The organism is Photobacterium sp. Ph5 (genome assembly GCF_022129445.1).
GTDB lineage: Bacteria > Pseudomonadota > Gammaproteobacteria > Enterobacterales > Vibrionaceae > Photobacterium.
The window spans coordinates 42,550-58,848 of record NZ_JADQAQ010000028.1 but is presented as its reverse complement, the minus strand read 5'-3'; the positions used below and the strand labels follow the sequence as shown (position 1 = coordinate 58,848).

Below are 16,299 nucleotides of genomic sequence, written 5' to 3'. Positions count from 1 at the left end.
AGGCTTCCCCAGTTACTGCACTGACGCCCTGTTAACAATGCCACCCTCAAACACACTATAGATCTGACTGAGTATAGGGCTTCGCACTATTTTGCATACTTACCCATCTATATTGCCGAATCAGGTTCACTTTCATTGTGTATTGTTAACTTCCTATCGCTTCCTTCAGACCTTATCGTTAGCCAATAACGCCCTTGCGATTCGGATTATCTTCCCCTCAGTCAGGGTGATTCAGGTTTCTTCCAACCTGACGGGTTTGCCAGCTTCGCTGGGCAAACAAAAAAGCCACCACAGTAAAACTGCAGTGGCTTGTTTATTTCAAATGAATGCCTATTTTATTCAGCATCTGCGTGGCCGTGAATACGATGCTTAGTCACAAAACCCACTAAGAAACACATCACAAATACCACAGCATATAAGCCGTTCGCAGTAACTAATGCCGCATGTGTACCAAAGCTCTCTACGATTGGACTGGTTACCACGAAAGTCAACATGGTACCGATGGTGCCACAAAGCAGAATGAAGTTAACCAACTTCGGTGATGCAGCTTTGGTTTGCTGTGAGCCTAGCGTGATAATCGATGTGTAAATCGCGCTACTAAAGAAACCTAGAATAGAGATTACATACAGTAATGTTTTGGCATCGGTATCTTTATTAAACCAGTACATTAGTACTGTTGCTAATGCCGATAACACCATCACAAGACGCTGTAAATCAAACTTTTTCAAGATAGCACTGAATACCCACATACCAATCATGTATGCGCCCCAGAAATAACTCACCAATTGACCAGCATCAGTTATGGACATGCCCAAATCTTTGGTGGCGTATTCAGGGATCCAAGAAACAAAACCTAACTGTCCAAGAATGTAGCACAGTGCTGCAATCGCTAAGAACGCGACACCTAGGCCCCATTTCTCTTTTTCAGGGATGACTTCAAATTCTTCTTCGTCTTTTTTGCCCAATACAGGGAATTTAGCCATTAACGTCAGCACAAAAATCGCTAAATAAATGCCACCGATAGCCACATACACCCAGTACCACTCAAGATGACGCGCCAGAACCGCAGCTGAAATAATAGGGAAAATCATCCCTGCCATACTAAAGAAAGAGTCGGTAAATAGCAGACGTGAGCCGCGCTGCTTACCCTCATAGATATGAGTAATGAGGTAAGTACCAATTGACATGGTGATACCACTCACCACACCTAATACAAACATGCAGCCAGAAAAAATCGCCAAGTTATGCCCAAACATCAGTCCGAATATCGCCAAGACCATGAGACAAAAACCAAAGATAAGCTGGCGTTTTAACGGCACAATTTCCATCAACCATACATTAAGGAAGATGGAGATTAGGATACCTGTATTTAAAAAGGTAAAGGTGTTACTCATGCTTGATATTGGTAAGTTGAAGTACTTAGCAATATCCCCCATCACGATACCTGTGACGATAATCAATGAGCCTGTTAGCGCATATGATAAAAAACTAATCCATGTCAGGAGGTTGCGATTTGTGTTTGTCATTGCAAGTCCTGAAAATAACATTCGATGAAGAAATAATGTAGGTGAAATCCTACCACCTAAATTACATTTAATTGTGATTATACTCACAAAGAATAATTAACGCAGATTTGACTAGGATTAAACGTCACTTTTTTCAGTTTTAGTTCAGCTATTCATACACAACAGTACGAGTATCAATCTAACAGCTCAAACTCTTTGCTGGTGAAAACTTAACTCTTCGACTGCTATTGCATGGTTAGCTGCCATGATGGATTAGCTAAATACCATTCGACTGTTTTCCTCAACCCCGATTCAAAACTCTCTTGTGGAGCCCAGCCCAGTTCTTGTGAAATTTTGGATGCATCAATCGCATAACGTTTATCATGACCAGGGCGATCATCCACATAAGTGATCAAATCACGGTATGCCTTAATCCCTTGCGGTTTATTAGGCACTAAGATCTCCAATACATCGCAGATAGCATGAACAACAGCCATATTGGTTTGTTCATTGTTACCGCCAATATTATACGTCTCACCGACTTTTCCCTTCTCCACCACTGTTACCAATGCTTTAGCATGATCATCAACATACAACCAGTCACGCACTTGCAGACCGTTGCCATAAATAGGAAGTGGTTTTCCTGCTAAGGCATTTGATATCACTACGGGGATCAGCTTTTCAGGGTATTGATACGCGCCATAATTGTTTGAACAATTGGTGACAACAACAGGCAAACCATAAGTGCGGTGCCATGCCCTAACTAGATGATCGCTTGATGCTTTTGATGCCGAGTAAGGACTCGAGGGTTGATAGGGTGAGGTTTCAGTAAACGGCTTCGCTTGTGGTGAAAGATCGCCATAAACTTCATCGGTTGATACATTAATAAACCGAAACTGCTTACGACGAGTATCAGAAAGTGCAGAAAAATAGTGTCTTGCCACATCCAGTAACACATATGTTCCAATCACGTTAGTTTCAATAAATGCCGCAGGCCCATCAATCGAGCGATCCACATGACTTTCTGCTGCTAAATGCATCACAGCATCTGGCTGATACTGAGAAAAAACACGCTCAATCTCAATCCGGTTAGTGATATCTACCCGCTCAAAACTGTACCTGTCATCATCACTGACACATTCAAGTGATGCTAAATTGCCAGCATACGTGAGCTTGTCTATGTTCATCACTTGATGAGGTGTATTTTCTATCACGTGGCGAACAACCGCTGAACCAATGAATCCAGCACCACCTGTTATTAGGATTTTCACTGCCACAACCCTACTGTATTTTTGAGATAAAAATTCTCGTTTTAACACGATTCATTTCGAACGCCAATCAACAATATTTATCTTTATTATGGAGATATCTCTCACTTTTATTTATGTAATGTAATAATTTGCACTTAATCCGTAGATGTATGATCGAAAGATAGACATTTATTTGCATGCATACTATTGAGTATTCAGAACAAACACAGCAATCCTATTAGTAAGTAGCCTAACCAACTTAAATAAAAACATATCACTGTTTTTAAATCAGATATAAATAGATGAGCAATCAAACATGCCAAATAGAAAAATGATCGCGCTTCGAACATTAGAATTATCTTATCACCCACTTTTAGAACAAGTGATAAAAGATGATTATTATCCTCTAACCAAACAAACACAGTTATCTTGCCTATCTGATCAAGAAATAAGTCGTTTACTTGAGCAAATGACACTTTCTGTTGTACCTCATCCCAATAAAACCGCTCAGTATTATTTGCTTTCACCAGCTGCTGATTTTTTCTTTATCCAGCAGCATCCTCATGCGTCAACATTGCAAGTCCAACTGCTTATTTATCCCTTCGAAGACGCTGAATCCATCATCCAAACATTGAGCTTTATTGCGCCAAGTCTGCATCACGGGCTTCAAACGAAAGCATTACATAACCTCTCAAAACGTCACCAATTAGCTAAACAATATCTAAAATCTATGCCTTCTAAACGAAAACTGGCTGTCATTGCCAATACTTCACCGTCTGCAATTCGCCACTAAGTCGAGAGGTCAGGATGAGATTTCAAGCAGCCATAGCCAAAAAGAATCGAAGTAATAACAGTGGTGGGATCGCGCCAGATCCCCTGCATGTGGTTAATACCCTGAAGATTGCCATTATTCATTTTAATCGGTTATTCCACACCGCTAAGGATAAAGAGTCATTGTTGTTCACCTTTATCTATTTATGGATGACACAGCAACTCGATAGCCTCACCGCGGCAGACGATATTCCGTCGTTATCGCATGTAACAGGTAAAGATGCGTGTGCCGAACATCGACTACGTATTATCTACACCAATTGTATTTCATGGGTTGAATATGCCCTACGTTATTCAACCTCAACCGGGGTTGTTTGGCAGTGGCAACCTGTCCCTAGTGCACTGAATCATTTTTTCTACCGCTACGTTAAAACGCTCGCCACAACAGCGCAAAAGCCGTTATTAAACGTCGCGCTTAAACAGCAACTGTGGCGATTTATCGATAAATCATGGAAAACACCCAAGCTGTGCGCGCAGTATGGTCGCCTAAGAAAGATGTCTTTTTTCGCTATTTCACGATCATGGCTCAACGTTGTCCCTATCTCTCAACGTCGGCAAAATCAGTCTTGTTAGGGAATAAAACGTTGCATCATCGCAGCGCAACTGCCTACCAACGGGAAAGCAGTGATCAGATCCGCTATAAAATTTTTAAAGCACACAATGAGTATTTAGAGCGCATCGTCCAAACAGCAAGTCGTTATCGCATTAATCTCGCGATAGATAGCGCACATCATCATCTTTCACTATTATTAAATACAAAAGTGATGTTACCTGCGTATTTAACCACGGTAGGAAAAATCGTTGTTTTTGAACGTCGAAAAAACCCTAATGATCACGGTTATCAATATATCGAATTACCCACGCTTTGGGTGGGATCAAATCGCGCCTTACCTTTAGATGATGTACGGACTTTTTTTCTGGCGCTTGATAATAACGTCAAACAACATACCGTTGCTAAGGTCACGACAAAGACCCAATTAAAGGCCTATTACAATGCATTAACCTATCAACTCGCGTTTCAGTTTTTGATGTTAACAGGCGCAAGGCCGACACACGCGATCTCACTTGAAACGCGTCGATGTTATGGCACTTTGCAATCAACGCTATCAGATAAAGGCCGTTACCGTACGCTTTACCTTTGCGATTATTTACAAGAGGCCATCAAGTACTACCTACTTATTCAACAGAATTTATTGACCCAACTTGGTAGCCATGCCTCATCGCCATTTTTATGGTTTTTATTTGATGAAAACAATCAGCCCCAGCCTCTTAATGCCCGCAGTATGCGTCAATTTATGCACCAGCATTGGCCTTATAAGAGCAGTAATGTAAAAAAAATCGTGCCTTATTGTTTACGTCATACCTTTGCGCAACAGGCACTAACATCGACCAATCCGCAGCTCACAACACAGCACATTGATCGTCTAATGGGACATTCCTCCTTTGGTGAGCACCTTGGCAGCGATCAATGTTTTCCCATCAACAAAAAAATCTTATTAGAGTTTTTAAATCCGCTTCCGGAAAAATTGTATTTCAGTCTAGATAGCACCACGTTATTTTCTTTTTCACATACTCATCTTTTACAGGAATGATCGATGCTAGAAAATATGACACTAAAATCAGTGAGCGACGAGATCATAAATAGTCATTCTCAGCAGGGATTAGCTTGTGAAAATAAAGAATTTATTCAATACATTATTGATCTGATCAACAAAACACCTCGTTCAGATCGCAGCATGACAATGGCAGAGCTGCAAAGCATAAAAAAAACAATCACGACCATTCCAACAGGCAAGCAACGGCATTTACTACGGGACGTTGATAATGTGTTATTTTACTTACATCAACATTGTGCATGGCAACTGCCAGAGCCCGAGCTTAAACGTTTTCACGATACCCAATTAGCGTGGATGCAACTCATCAGCCTACAAGCGCATGATGCATCAGCACTGTATCAGGCTTACCAAGAATACAAACCGATCTTTTTGCAGGATCGCCCAGAGCTCAACATTGGTTTTATTGCGCTGGCATTGAGTATTGAAGTCGCACCACTATCATTGCGCTACTGGGCTGAGGTTTTAAATGAGCCAGCCAGTATTGAGCTCTTTGATAATCAACTCACGCTTGTCGTCCAGCACCAGACTCCCGCAGCACAGCACCCACAACAGCCATCCTATTTTACGCGTTATGCATTAACCCCGTTTAGCTGTCGGTTGTTAATCAACTACTTTAATAGTGAGCCAGATAAGATAACGCTCAAAACGTTGCATCACGCACTGGATCAATTGCTATCACGGACACCGTTTTATCTTGCCTCAAGAAATGCGGCGCAATGGCAACATTGTTTTCAACAAATTTGGCTGGTGCAATACCAATTTCCTTGTGCGCTACTATTAGATATCAGTCAGCCACATCGTCATGTTGCCTTTATTCCACAGCGACCTCACCCACAGTATGAACAACACATTAAGCAGATTTATGATCAAGATTGGATAGCGCCTGCCTACCACACCTTTGCAGCCAATAAAGTTGAACGTTGGCCACACCTGGCACTAATCAACGCCATTAAAAACCAGCTTTCTTCTCAATGGCAGCATATTTTAAACACCCAATTTGCAACGCCACCACCACGGTTTCACGACAATATTATTGCCCATGTTATGTATTACTTTACCTATGATTTAATTCAATTTGGTGGTGTAAGAGCGACATCATTACAGTTCGACAGTATTCGTAAATACACTCGTATATACCATCAACTCGAAGACTATCCGCTTTCTTATATCGAGGCCTGTGATCACGAGGCGCTCATGGATTGGGCAATCGAGGTGTATCGCCTCGTATCGGCTGCCCCGACGTTTAAGGAAGGCCCAGCCGATGGTCTTAGTGTATCTAAGTCCATTGGATATGGGTAGATCTATTCAATGGAGACTTGATATGGCTAACATTCGAGTGCGCCCTAATGGGATCATTCAATACGATATTCACATTTATGGCGAACGTTTTCGTGAAACCTCAGGCATGCCTGCAACACCAAAAAATCTCAAAATTGCAAAAGCGACCATTAAACAAATCAATGCGGAAATTGATTTAAACTCCTTTCAATACCGTGATTACTTTCCTGACAGTAAAAAGGTTGAATTGTTTGAGCAATTACAGCGAGACAAATACCCTGATCGTTTTTATCCCTACTTTGATGATTTTGCGAAGAAGTGGTTAGCGCAACAAGCCCCAAAATGGAAAAACAGCTACCACAAAACCGTTGAGCGTAACGTTCACCATTATTTGATCCCGTTTTTTGGTAATACTTTAATCAATGAAATTTATTTAAACCAATTAGATCAATTTCGCCAGCAACTAACCGAGATGGAAAAAGAAGATGGCAGCCGCACATTATCGAATGCACGTGTTAATAATATTTTGTGGCCATTAATTTCAATCATGATTGTGGCGGCAGAAGAATTTAAATTTGATTATCCCTTTTCACGTTATCGCGCATTGCGAGAGCAAAAAGCCGATAGTTCGCCGATGACATTACAAGAAGTAAAACGCTTTTTAGATTATGTCGAACCTGCATGGTATGACTATTTTCTACTGCGTTTTATGACGGGGATGAGAAGTTGTGAAGTGCACGGCCTTCAACTTAAGCATATTGATTTTGATCACCGCTTAATTAAAGTCCGTCAAAATGTGGTGAATGGTGAAATCACCGATGTGAAAACCCCGAAATCTCGCCGCGATTTACCTATCAATGATATTTTATCATCGTCTCTTGAACGTATTACCGCAACGTTATCCGAGCCTGACGATTTTCTGTTTACCAATGATGCTGGCGAGCCACTGGATACCCGTAAAATAGGTAAAGATATTTGGCACCCAACACTTAAAAAAGCCAATTTAAAAACACGTCGCCCTTATGAAACCCGCCATACTGCGGCGGTGCTGCATTTAGCAGCCCATGAAAATCCATTGTACGTTTCACAAATGCTCGGCCACAGTAATACACGGTTATTATTTGATGTTTACGCGCCTCATACATTTAAAAGGCAAAAACAGTAGATTGTTAATATCTACAACTATTGACTTTTATATTACCTAACCATTTAAATATTTTTTATAATTATCCGATTTTGGTGGAAAGTCATTTGCATCCAATCTGGCATATAATAATTTATTATCATTATCAATATCAACCATTTTAACTTCTGTTGTAAATGCTAACTTACAGTTCTGAACTAAAAGTTCTGAAGCAACATCATCACTAAATGAACCATAAGGATAACAAGCTGTCCATTTCTGCATATTACACCCTAACGATAATAAAAATTCTTTTGATTTCATAATTTCAACTTGAAGACTTTTCTCATCTAATTTATTCCAACAGTAATGATCGTAACCATGGCATCCAACGTGCATACCATCACGAATAAGTTGTTTTAATTGATAGGTATTCATGTAAAGTTCTTTCGCAAACGACTTCTCATTTATTTTTACGTATTTAGAGAAATATTTACTTGAAAGAGTATTTCTTAGCTCTTCAGGTAATACATGCTGAAGCATTCTTTTAATAAAAATAACCTCTTTATTATCAAATCTATTTGAAATAGCCCATTCAGAAAAATATTCATCAAATGATTTAAGATGATACTTATTTTTATATAATTCGATATCACTTTTAATATCAGAGACCAGATGATTTATATTATTAATGCTTGCAAGTATAAAATGTATCTTATTAACATCTAGAAGTTCATTTTCTATAACAGGTTTTACTGGAACAAAAAAAGACCCCTGTATATTCATTTCTTTTAGAATTGGATATACATAATTAAAATGTTCAGCATAACCATCATCAAAAGTTAATAATAAAGCATTAACTGGTAGTTCTAATATCCCATTACTACACGCAACAACATCTTCCATTTTTACTATATTATAATTTTCCAAAAAAAAAGAAATTTGTTTTATGAAATCTTCAACTTCCATCCCTTTTATATCTGGATATCTTGAGTCTTTTATTTCTCTTACATAATGGTACATAACAACAGTTAATTTATTCATTATAGATTACTCGCAACTGGCCGATCAAAATCACAATCCTGTTTCGTTATATATAATTTACCAACATCATAAAAACCACTAACTTTATTATCACACCACATAATTAAGGATGTTGTTGAAGGGGTTCTCATTTCTAATGGATGAAAAAGGTGAGGAAAATCGATAAAATCATAATCTAATACAGAAAACCAATTTTTTTCAATAAAAATACTATTTACTCTCGTATTAGTTGAATAAAAATCAATAATATCGATGTTATTATGAATAGCTTGCTCTTCAAGATAAGATATAGCTGCTGAATAAGCAGAACTTGAACCATAGAGGTCTACACAATGCATTATATTCAACTCAGGTAATTGATCTATTCTATAAACAACCACACATCTATTACCATCATCATCAGAAATTATTTTAGATATATAATTGAATGATGGATGTTTATCATATCGCCATCTAAACCATTTATCACCTCTATCAAATAAATTGTTCTCTTTAGAGTAAGAGAGATAAATCTCATTTAATTCTTCATCGGTTATTGATTTGATATAATAGTTATTTTTTTTAGATTTTTTATTTTTTAGCTAATGGCGTATAAATACCAAACTTTTCGATAACATTATCATTTATAGGATATATAAACCTCGGAATTGATTTAATATACTTAAAGTCTTTTCTTAAATATATTGGAAGAGCTTGAGGACTAATTCCCATACCAAATAAAACGGAATATTTATCTTTTAAATAATCAATCATTTTAGGGCCTAACCCTAAATTTCTTTTCTCACTATGTACTATCCAAGTAGTTAATTCTGCACCATACAAAATAAGATCATCAAAAGAGAATGATCGTTCATTTAACCCCATAACAGCAATTACATTGCCGTCCTGAACGGCAACACAACATTCATCATTGTTATTATTAGGTGTGTTAATAAATTGCCATTTATAGAAATCTTCATTAGCTAATGCTATTTTTCTAGGCCAATTTTCTCTATAAAATGAGGTTATCTCACTTATGCTGACATTTAGTTCTCTTGCAGAGCCTATCATTAAACTCATAGAATATACTCCCGTGAAATTATTATCTCTAATTTAATAGATACTCTGTTATAAAAGCTATGCACTAATCGGTTGATGCGGCAACACTTCAGCCAATTGCGGACGTGGCTTAATATTCCACACAATATCACAAATACCATCGGTAGGCACAAAGCCTGTTGGCGCTTCCAGCAGAATATTACGTACCACTTCATGCTCAAAGTCATGACAAGCTGCATCAAGGCGCTGTAATAATGGTTCAAGCTCAGACCACGGCAAATAAATCTCATCAGCTGTCATAATACGCTCATGGCGAGTTTGACCAACATTATCGCCAATCAATAACTCTTCATACAGTTTTTCACCTGGGCGTAAGCCTGAATACTGAATTTCGATATCGCCATTGGGGTTTAGTTCATCTTTGACTTCTAAGCCTGAAAGCTTAATTAACTTCGCCGCTAATTCAGCAATCTTAACTGGCTCGCCCATATCCAATACGAATACATCACCACCTTTACCCATCGCGCCCGCTTGGATCACCAACTGCGCCGCTTCTGGAATGGTCATAAAGTAACGAATGATATTGGGATCAGTTACCGTAACCGGGCCACCTTCCGCAATTTGACGCTTAAACAGTGGAATAACTGAACCTGATGAACCAAGAACGTTACCAAAGCGCACCATACAAAAACGGGTTTTGGTTGAGGTTTCCGCCAAGGCTTGCAAAGACAGCTCAGCCATACGCTTAGTGGTACCCATCACATTGGTTGGGCGTACCGCTTTATCAGTTGAGATTAATACAAAGGTTTCAACCCCCGCATTGATTGCCGCTTGCGCAGTATAAAGTGTGCCGAAGACGTTATTACGTACCCCTTCGACCACATTAAATTCAACCATAGGCACATGCTTATAAGCTGCAGCATGGTATAGCGTTTGAACTTGGAACGCTTCCATCACTGCTTGCAGACGATTCTCACGTTGAACACAGCCTAATAACGGATAAATCTCAACGGCTAAGCCTTGTTTTTTAACCGTTTCAACCAACTCTTTTTCGATTGCATAAAGGCTATATTCAGACACTTCAAACAATAATAATTTAGCGGGTTTTTGATTTAGAATTTGCCGACAAAGCTCAGAACCAATCGAACCGCCCGCGCCAGTTACCATTACTACTTTATCAGTAATATTGGCACTAAATAATTCAGCCACAGGCTCAACCGGATCACGACCTAATAGATCTTCAATCGGCACTTCACGCAACTCATCAATTTTTGATTTACCACTGACAATATCTTCGATATCAGGCACGGTACGTACTTCAATCGACAAATGCTGCAAGTGATTTAACACCGCTTTACGCTCAGAACGACTGGCATTTGGCAGAGCCAATAACACTTGCTCAGCATTATATTTATCTAGCACCATCGCAATTTTATTGGCCGAATAAACGTGTATCCCCATCATAGTGGTATTACGCAAGCTATCATCGTTATCAACAAACGCGACAGGCTTATAATCATTACTTTGACGCAAAGCTAAACATAACTGACGCCCTGTTGTGCCAGCACCATAAATAACCACTGATTTACGTAGGCTTTTAGAATGATTACGATTGGCAATATAAGTGCGCATAAGTAAACGGGCACCGCCAGCTAATAAAGCTAAGAACGCACCATAGATAATCGGCACAGTACGCGGAATACCGACATCTAAATAAAAACCTAACCCTGAAAACGCAATAGTAGAAAATACTGCACCAGCGCTGACAACCACTAAAGCTTGAAAAGTTAAATAACGTAATATCGCGCGATATAAGCCCAGCTGAACAAATATAAATAATGTCACGATTGTTAGAATAGCTAAGCATTCCCATAATGCTACATCAAGGAAATAATCATAGTGACCATAACGGACACCAAATGCGCCCCAAAAAGCCACGGAAATAAATAACACATCACAAGCTAAGCTAACAAAACGCTTGTTACTGCGAGACAGTGAAAAAATAAACTGTTCCACTTTCATAGAGGAGCCTATAGGTTAAAAAGGTTAACTAAAGAGGTAATAACTAATTTTTGGTATAACGTAGTAAGATATTCAACGACAACATTGCGTTGGCACTAAATTTAAAATAGAGATTTAAATAATAACCTTGAACTTTATTCGATTAATTACAAAGTTATTGTATCTCCATGTAATAAAGCAGTGATACACCAATTACATATCACTGCACTACAATGAGATATTAATGTAATTATTTGAGAATATACGATAAAAAATGAGTTTAGTAGACGTAAGATGGTTAATTAAGGCTTTACTGCATCACCACTGCCACTTCCTGTAGCCGTCATTAATATATATTTAAAATAATCTTTGATTGTTAAGCTATCAATCATTTTCTTATCTGTTTCAGCTAATAATTGTGGTGTCGACATATCAATATTTTGCACTTGTGCTAAACCAGTCACACCCGGTAAAACATCATAAACACCTAACTTATCACGCTCAGCTATCAACTCTTCTTGATTAAATAAATTAGGACGAGGTCCAACTAAACTCATTTCACCTTTTAAAACATTAATTAACTGTGGCAGTTCATCAATTTTTGTTTTGCGAAGAAAAGCACCTAGTTTTGTAATAGAAGCATTACTGGCTAAATGACTAGCTACTGATTTTGTATCAACCGACATAGTACGAAACTTTATTAGTTTAAATGGTTGTTTATTTTTACCTACTCTAGTTTGAATAAAGACTGGTGAGCCTGTATCAAATAAACCAATAACAACTACGATTAACAGTATCGGCCATAAAAATAACAAACCGAAAAAGGCAGCCAGAAAATCGATTATTCGAATCATTAATATTAATCCTTTTATTTAGTTTGAAGAAAAGCATCCGCAGTTTGTTTAAAACCATCTTCAAGCGTTTGAGGCGGCTTCCATCCTAACGTATCTTTAGTATGAGTAATATCAACTTGAAGAGAACCTAATAAACGATTTATTACGTCCTCTTTACCAACAACCCTTCCAGCTAATCGATAACAAGCTATAGGTATAGGTAATTGCCATTGCGACTTACCTAAAGCCTTTGCCATCTGCTGAACCATTTCACTGGTTGAAACATCATTATCATCAGAAACAAGAAATACTTGATTAGCTGCTTTAGGATGGTCAATGCAAGTAACAATTAGATCAACTAAGTTGTCAACTGAAACTAAACTGCGCTTATTATCCTTAATGCATCCAAAAGGTAAGGGAAATCCTTTTGATACTAAATTTAATAAAGAAGCAAAATTAGCTTTAACATCAGTACCATAAACTAATGTAGGGCGAATAATAACTACCTCTAAGCCTGTTTCTTCAGCAAGTTGTAATAGTTGCTCTTCAGCTTCAGACTTAGATTGACCATAAAAATCTTCAGGGGATCGTTTATCATCAAACTTGAAAGGGTTACCGAATTGAGTTGATTCACCATTTACTTTAATCGAACTAATAAAAATAAACCGCTTAACACCCGCATCTACTGCTTGCCTTGCTAAATTTAATGTACCTTTGGTATTAACTTCACGATAATCATCAAGAGGATTATTTGATGCATCATCCATAATATGTACGCGAGCAGCACAATGTATTAAAACATCAATATTTTGCAATGTTTTATTATCACTTAATCCTTTAGTTAAATCATACTTATGAAAACATTGCTCATAGCCAACAATAGGATTTCTTAACAGCATTGATAATTCATATTGTCCATCTAACTCTTTAACAATATTTTTACCTAGAAAACCACTCGCTCCTGTTATCGCAATACTAATCATTTATAGATCCAAATTTAACAATCGAATTAGACATTTCAGTCATAATATTATCGCGACGATATTTTTCAATAAAACTCTTTCTATTAATTGTATCTAAATTTAATTTATTTAAAGCTGAAAAAGCCATTTTTTCATCGCCAGGATAAAAAACTTCTGCATTATCTACTTCAGTATTAATAAATTCACCAGCAAAACCACTTACACCAGCAAGTACGGGTTTTCCTGTAGCTGCATATTCAAATATTTTTGAAGGTAATACTTTTTCAAAAGCTGAATAATCATTCAGATGAAGAAATAACACATCCGCATTATTATATAATTTTAACAGTTCATTCCTATTTACTGGTTCACATAATGTAACATTATTACATCCAACTATACTATTAACTAAAATATCTTTCCGACCACCATCACCAACAATTAATATTTCATAATCAGTTCCAATATTATTGGCTAGTTTTGGTATAATCTTATGAAGTCCTTGCCCTTCACCAATATTACCAGCATATAATATCTGCTTCTTATTTTTAATCACACTAGAATTTTGATCATCTAATAAAAACTCACTATCAATACCATTAGTAAACCATGAATAGGTAGTATTTTTAAAACGTGATTCAAAATAATCAGAAAAACCTTTAGATACTAAATTTATATGTGTTGCGCTTGAAAATGTATATTTTTCAACTGCAGATAAAAGAGGATTAACTATTTTTGCTAAAAATGGATTTAAAACATCATTCAACGTATCAACAAAAATATCTCTAATATCTAAATACAATGGTATTTTTTTATTTTTAGATATCCTTGCACCAAGGAAAGCAGTAAACAATCGAGAACTTGTTGCAAAAACAATATTATAATTTTCTTTTTTTACTATTTTCATCACTTCCATATAATATTTAGAAAATGATTTGATCTGATCTACCATTCCACTTTTATGTGCAGGTAAAGATATACGTCTAATTGATACATTACCATCAACTTCAAAAGACAGTGTCTCTTGTTTATAAGAAGAATAACGATTAGGCATTGTGGTTATGACTTCAATGTCTATCTCTTTATTTTTCTTTAATTGTTCAACTAATGCTGTTGTTCTAAATGAACCTGCACATAAATCAGGTGAATAATAAAATGACAAAATAAGTATTTTCACTTTAATCCTTTAATATTTTTATATGACTAGATATTTTATTTTTATTAAAATTAATTATTATTTTATTATTATCAACTGACTCACCAAATCTAGGATGCCATGTTGAAGGCTCTATTTTGATATCATCGGAACTTGAAAACTCAACATTCAAAAAATCATTAATTTTTAAAATCAAAATTCTATTTGACCTTTTAATAATTTCAATATTAGGATGAAGATGTAATATAAAAGTTCCAACGACTACTTTACCAAAAGTATCTTCTATTGTTACCTGATCAAAACTACATGTTAATATACGGCTATGAATAATATTTTTATCAATTCTTGTATAACCATCATGACTAGCTGAAATAATCACATTCTGATTTATTTCATCAAAGAAAGACTTATTTAGAGTAGAATAAGCTCGTCTTGCGACACGAAAACCTGACCAAACCTCAGAAGAGTCACAACCATTAATTTCAACAGTATTATGTGCAGCAGTCTTTCTTTGCCTTAAACGTTCATCACTAATTCCATATAATGAGGTACCTGAATTAACAAATAAACGTTGCTGGCCGACAGACATTTCAAAACTTAAACTATCAGCATGAGCATGGCCAGGTAAGTAATCGGGGCCAACATTTGCATGATCAAAAATAACAGTATAATCATCAAAACTAATATTACTATAGCCACTAACAGAATTAGTAACTAAACAACTTTTTTTATCATAATAATTAATTGATAACCTTTCTGCATATCTAAAAATATCATAAGGCGGAATAGCTATCCCTATAGCTGCATCATTAAAAAAGCCTATTTCGCCATCAGGATGAAGCATTGAAGATAACCATGATAATGCTTTAGATGCTACGCTTTTCCAATAACATAATTGCTCTAATAATTTTTCATTTTGAGAAATACTTGCTAAATCAATTAATTCCAAAAGGTCCCAAAGTAATATCTGATGATACATTGGGGATAATTCAAAATGCCCTCCGTCAGATAAAAATTGCTCTTTCAATTCATGATTTAATATTTTCAACCCTTTATTTATATATTTTTCAGCCATTATCCCTTCTAGATATGAACCAGAAAATATTAAAGCTTTCGCATTCGCGAATAAATGATTCCCTAGAATATGATATTCTATCTGTTGATATAAAGCATCAGATTGCTGATATAAACTGTTAATGAATTTAATATCTACATTATCTTTTTTACTAAGCCACTTAATCCAATTCACTAAACGTATTGATAATGGATAAGGCTCCCATCCATTACCATTACATGGAGGATTATTTATGATCCATGAATTCATATAAAAATAATGCAATTCTTCTCGCTCAAGATAAGTATATGAACTTAAATCATCAAAATAATGTAAGTTATAAATCCATAATTTATCTTGAGTTATATCATTCCAATTATTATGGTTAAAATTATTGTTTTTTTTATTTAAAAAGCATACTTCATTAAAATCAAATATACTTTGATTATTCAAATAAAGTCCATCCCATTTCCAATTGTTAATAACAGATAGATTTTTAACTCTTAATACTGGTTTTTTATATCGATAATAAAATCGAAAAAAAAACTGTTCAAATTTCAGGTGTTTCACTGTGTGAAACACCTGCATCATATTATTTAATTTCATAT

General features: G+C 36.4%; 15 protein-coding genes. 5 read left to right on the top strand and 10 right to left on the bottom strand.

Annotated features, from left to right (window positions below; translation table 11 throughout):
- Positions 1–335: 335 nt before the first annotated feature.
- Positions 336–1,526, bottom strand: coding sequence for an MFS transporter TsgA (gene tsgA, locus I3259_RS12285; protein WP_238029896.1), 1,191 nt, complete (start codon positions 1,524–1,526; stop codon positions 336–338).
- 224 nt (positions 1,527–1,750) lie between these two features.
- Positions 1,751–2,776 carry a dTDP-glucose 4,6-dehydratase gene (gene rfbB, locus I3259_RS12280; protein WP_238029895.1) on the bottom strand — a complete coding sequence of 342 codons (1,026 nt, stop codon included), beginning with the start codon at positions 2,774–2,776 and terminating at the stop codon, positions 1,751–1,753.
- A gap of 295 nt (positions 2,777–3,071) precedes the next feature.
- Here rfbB and I3259_RS12275 point away from each other — a divergent pair, with 295 nt between their 5' ends.
- From I3259_RS12275 to I3259_RS12255, 5 genes are read left to right on the top strand one after another with little or no spacing between them, the layout of a single operon-like run.
- Positions 3,072–3,548 (top strand): hypothetical protein, encoded by a 477-nt coding sequence (locus I3259_RS12275; RefSeq protein WP_238029894.1) that lies wholly within the window; start codon positions 3,072–3,074, stop codon positions 3,546–3,548.
- A 14-nt stretch (positions 3,549–3,562) separates the two neighbouring features.
- Positions 3,563–4,159: a hypothetical protein gene (locus tag I3259_RS12270; RefSeq protein WP_238029893.1), complete on the top strand. Its 597-nt coding sequence runs from the start codon at positions 3,563–3,565 to the stop codon at positions 4,157–4,159.
- A gap of 11 nt (positions 4,160–4,170) precedes the next feature.
- Positions 4,171–5,178 carry a site-specific integrase gene (locus tag I3259_RS12265; RefSeq protein ID WP_238029892.1) on the top strand — a complete coding sequence of 336 codons (1,008 nt, stop codon included), beginning with the start codon at positions 4,171–4,173 and terminating at the stop codon, positions 5,176–5,178.
- 3 nt (positions 5,179–5,181) lie between these two features.
- Complete coding sequence (locus tag I3259_RS12260) at positions 5,182–6,501, top strand: hypothetical protein (protein ID WP_238029891.1); 1,320 nt, start codon at positions 5,182–5,184, stop codon at positions 6,499–6,501.
- Positions 6,502–6,523: 22 nt separating this feature from the next.
- The gene (locus I3259_RS12255; protein WP_238029890.1) at positions 6,524–7,645 is read left to right on the top strand and encodes a DUF3596 domain-containing protein; all 1,122 of its coding nucleotides are present in this window, start codon (positions 6,524–6,526) and stop codon (positions 7,643–7,645) included.
- A gap of 36 nt (positions 7,646–7,681) precedes the next feature.
- On the opposite strand, the gene I3259_RS12250 is transcribed toward I3259_RS12255, so the two are convergent.
- The 8 genes from I3259_RS12250 to I3259_RS12215 form a co-directional block, all read right to left on the bottom strand.
- Positions 7,682–8,647, bottom strand: coding sequence for a polysaccharide deacetylase family protein (locus I3259_RS12250; RefSeq protein ID WP_238029889.1), 966 nt, complete (start codon positions 8,645–8,647; stop codon positions 7,682–7,684).
- Complete coding sequence (locus tag I3259_RS12245) at positions 8,647–9,027, bottom strand: hypothetical protein (protein ID WP_238029888.1); 381 nt, start codon at positions 9,025–9,027, stop codon at positions 8,647–8,649. Before I3259_RS12245 ends, I3259_RS12250 begins: the two co-directional genes overlap by 1 nt.
- Positions 9,028–9,217: 190 nt before the next feature.
- Positions 9,218–9,706 carry a GNAT family N-acetyltransferase gene (locus I3259_RS12240; RefSeq protein WP_238029887.1) on the bottom strand — a complete coding sequence of 163 codons (489 nt, stop codon included), beginning with the start codon at positions 9,704–9,706 and terminating at the stop codon, positions 9,218–9,220.
- Positions 9,707–9,763: 57 nt separating this feature from the next.
- Positions 9,764–11,707 carry a nucleoside-diphosphate sugar epimerase/dehydratase gene (locus tag I3259_RS12235; RefSeq protein ID WP_238029886.1) on the bottom strand — a complete coding sequence of 648 codons (1,944 nt, stop codon included), beginning with the start codon at positions 11,705–11,707 and terminating at the stop codon, positions 9,764–9,766.
- Between the two features lie 281 nt (positions 11,708–11,988).
- A complete protein-coding gene (locus I3259_RS12230; protein ID WP_238029885.1) occupies positions 11,989–12,540 on the bottom strand; it encodes a sugar transferase in 552 nt (183 codons plus the stop codon).
- 14 nt (positions 12,541–12,554) lie between these two features.
- Positions 12,555–13,499 carry an SDR family oxidoreductase gene (locus I3259_RS12225; protein WP_238029898.1) on the bottom strand — a complete coding sequence of 315 codons (945 nt, stop codon included), beginning with the start codon at positions 13,497–13,499 and terminating at the stop codon, positions 12,555–12,557.
- Positions 13,495–14,658: a glycosyltransferase family 4 protein gene (locus I3259_RS12220; protein WP_238029884.1), complete on the bottom strand. Its 1,164-nt coding sequence runs from the start codon at positions 14,656–14,658 to the stop codon at positions 13,495–13,497. The genes I3259_RS12225 and I3259_RS12220 overlap by 5 nt, the downstream gene beginning before the upstream one ends.
- Position 14,659: 1 nt before the next feature.
- The gene (locus I3259_RS12215) at positions 14,660–16,297 is read right to left on the bottom strand and encodes an alginate lyase family protein (RefSeq protein ID WP_238029883.1); all 1,638 of its coding nucleotides are present in this window, start codon (positions 16,295–16,297) and stop codon (positions 14,660–14,662) included.
- Positions 16,298–16,299 lie beyond the last annotated feature (2 nt).